3 protein-coding genes are annotated in these 3,008 nt (G+C 67.2%); all 3 read left to right on the top strand.

The features are described from left to right. The coding region (locus DBR23_RS31735; RefSeq protein WP_233250736.1) for an ROK family protein at positions 1 to 477 on the top strand (477 nt) is incomplete at its 5' end. Then, positions 474 to 1,961, top strand: coding sequence for a sugar ABC transporter ATP-binding protein (locus DBR23_RS25210; protein WP_108499938.1), 1,488 nt, complete (start codon positions 474 to 476; stop codon positions 1,959 to 1,961). The genes DBR23_RS31735 and DBR23_RS25210, both read left to right, overlap by 4 nt. Next, positions 1,942 to 2,994 carry an ABC transporter permease gene (locus DBR23_RS25205; protein WP_199227799.1) on the top strand — a complete coding sequence of 351 codons (1,053 nt, stop codon included), beginning with the start codon at positions 1,942 to 1,944 and terminating at the stop codon, positions 2,992 to 2,994. Before DBR23_RS25210 ends, DBR23_RS25205 begins: the two co-directional genes overlap by 20 nt. The last annotated feature ends 14 nt before the right edge of the window (positions 2,995 to 3,008 follow it).

The following is a 3,008-nucleotide window of genomic DNA, read 5'->3' as shown; positions in this document are numbered from 1 at the left end:
AACCAGGGCTGTGTGGAGGCGATGGCCGCAGCGCCCGCCATGGCGCGCATGGCCATCGAGGCCGCGCAGCGCGGCGAAAGCGCGCTGCTGGCCGAGCGGCTGCAAAGCACGGGCACGCTGACCATTGAAGACGTGGCCCAGGCCAGCCGCACGGGCGATGTGGCGGCCAACGCCATCATCCAGCGCGCGGGCAGCCTGGTGGGGCAGATGCTGGCGTCCATCGTCAACTTCTTCAACCCATCGCATGTATTCATTGCCGGGCGGGTGACGGACATGGGGCCGCTGTTCCTTGCGTCGGTGCGGCAGAGCGTGTACCACCGGTCGCTGGCGCTGTCTACGCGGCACCTGGAGATTCAGTACGCGCCGCTGGCCGACGATGCCGGTGTGGTGGGCGCGGGCGTGCTGGCCATGCAGGAGAGCCTGTCGCGCGCGGGTGCGGCGGCGGGCGTCGGTGCGGGCGTGGGGGCTGTGCGATGAGCGTCGCCGTCGAGTTCCGCAACGTCACCAAAGAGTTTGGCCCCGTGCGCGTGCTGCACGGCGTGGGTTTTGCGCTGCAGCCGGGCCGTGTGTATGGCCTGCTGGGCGAGAACGGCGCGGGCAAGTCCACGCTGATGAAGATTCTGGCGGGGTACGAGAGCCCCACCACCGGCGAGGTGGTGGTGGACGGCGCGGTGCGCGCACCCGGTGGCGGATCGCGCGCGGCCGAGGCGCAGGGCATTGTGCTGATCCACCAGGAGTTCAACTTGGCGGACGACCTGACGATTGCGCAGAACATCTTCCTGGGCCATGAGATCAAGCGCGGCCCCTTTCTTGATGACAAGGCGATGCGCGAGAAGACGCGCGCAGCATTGGCGCAAGTGGGCCTGCCGCTGGACCCGGACACACGGGTGCGCAAGCTCATCGTGGCCGAAAAGCAGCTGGTGGAGATTGCCCGCGCGCTGGCCCGCAATGCGCGCCTGCTCATCATGGACGAGCCCACCGCCACGCTGACCCCGGGCGAGACGGAGCGCCTGTTTGCGCTGATGGCGGGGCTCAAGGCCGCGGGCGTGACCATCATCTACATATCGCACAAGCTCGACGAGGTGGAGCGCACCACCGACGAGGTGGTGGTGATGCGCGACGGCCTGCTGGTGGCGCGCGAGCCCACGGCCAGCGTGACGCGGCGGCAGATGGCCAACCTGATGGTGGGCCGCGAGCTGGCGGATTTGTTCCCGCCCAAGCTGCCTGCACCGGCGGGCGAGCCCATCATCAAGGTGCGTGGTTTGACGGTGCCTGGCTGGGCGGAGGACGTGAGCTTTGAAGTCCGGCGCGGCGAGATCTTGGGCTTTGCCGGGCTGGTGGGCGCTGGGCGCACCGAGCTGTTCGAGGGCCTGCTGGGCCTGCGCCCGCGCTCGGCTGGCACCGTGGAGCTGGCGGGCAAACCGGTGAATTTGAAAACCCCGCGCGATGCGGCACGCCATGGCCTCACGTACCTGAGCGAAGACCGCAAGGGCAAGGGCCTGCACGTCCACTTTGCCCTGCGGCCCAACCTGACGCTGATGGCGCTGGAGCGCTATGCCAAGCCCTGGCTGAACCCCACAGCCGAGCAGGCCGCACTGCGCGATGCGGTGCAGGAGTTCGGCATCCGCACCGGGTCGCTGGAGGTGCGCGCGTCATCGCTGTCGGGCGGCAACCAGCAAAAGCTGGCGCTGGCCAAGGTGCTGCACCCCGGCCCCAGCGTGGTGGTGCTGGACGAGCCCACGCGCGGCGTGGACGTGGGCGCCAAGCGCGAGATTTATCACCTGGTGCAGCGCCTGGCAGAGCAGGGGCTGGCTGTTGTGGTGATCTCGTCCGAACTGATGGAGTTGATCGGCCTGTGCCACCGCGTGGCGGTGATGCGCGCCGGGCGGCTGCAGACCACGCTGCAAGAACCCAATTTGACCGAAGAGGAGTTGATCGCCCATGCCACAGGTACCCGTTAACGTACCGGCGGAAAACGCCGCAGCCCCGCAGGCAGGCGGCAGCCGCCATGCCGCTGCGGCCGCCACAGGTGCCAGCGCCTGGTGGGGCAAGCTGCACGGCCTGGGCCCGGTCATCGGGCTGGTGCTGCTGTGCATTGCCGGCACGCTGCTCAACAGCAACTTCGCCACCTACGACAACGTGATGAACGTGCTCACGCGCACGGCCTTCATCGGCATCATCGCGGTGGGCATGTGCTTTGTGATCATCTCGGGCGGCATCGATTTGTCGGTGGGGTCGATGGCGGCGCTGATCGCGGGCTCGGTCATCCTGTTCATGAACGCGATGGCGCCCGTGCTGGGCTCGCCTGTGGCGGCTGTGGTGGTAGGCATGCTGCTGGCGGTGGTGCTGGGCGCGGTGTTCGGGCTGGTGCATGGCCTGCTCATCACCAAGGGGCGCATCGAGCCTTTCATCGTCACGCTAGGCACGCTGGGCATCTTCCGTGCGTACCTCACGTATTTTTCTAACGGCGGTGCCATCACGCTGGAGAACGATCTTTCGGACATCTACAGCCCGGTGTATTACGCCAACCTGCTGGGCGTGCCGATTCCGGTGTGGGTCTTCCTGCTGGTGGCCGTCATCGGCGGCGTGATCCTGAACCGCACGGCCTATGGCCGTTATGTGCAGGCCATCGGTTCCAACGAGCAGGTGGCGCAGTACGCGGCGGTGGATGTGCACAAGATCAAGATCCTCACGTACATGCTGCTCGGGGTGTGCGTGGGCATTGCCACGCTGCTGTATGTGCCGCGCCTGGGCTCTGCATCGCCCACCACGGGTTTGCTGTGGGAGCTGGAGGCGATTGCCGCCGTCATCGTGGGCGGCACGGTGCTCAAGGGCGGGGCGGGCAGCATCACCGGCACGGTGGTGGGTGCCATCCTGCTCTCGGTCATCAGCAACATCCTCAACCTCACCAGCATCATCAGCGTGTACCTGAATGCTGCCGTGCAGGGGTTCGTGATCATTGCCGTGGCGTTCATGCAGCGCGGCCGCAGGTGACGGAGTGGCCGGAA

It is taken from the genome of Acidovorax sp. HMWF018 (assembly GCF_003061035.1).
Lineage (GTDB): Bacteria > Pseudomonadota > Gammaproteobacteria > Burkholderiales > Burkholderiaceae_C > Acidovorax > Acidovorax delafieldii.
The sequence above is the reverse complement of the archived record's forward strand: the minus strand, read 5'-3'. Positions and strand labels throughout refer to the sequence as shown.

Excerpts from the sequence above, each read along its gene's own strand:
- DBR23_RS25210 (WP_108499938.1), top strand. The coding sequence starts at position 474 with ATGAGCGTCGCCGTCGAGTTCCGCAACGTCACCAAAGAGTTTGGCCCC.
- DBR23_RS25205 (WP_199227799.1), top strand. The coding sequence starts at position 1,942 with ATGCCACAGGTACCCGTTAACGTACCGGCGGAAAACGCCGCAGCCCCG.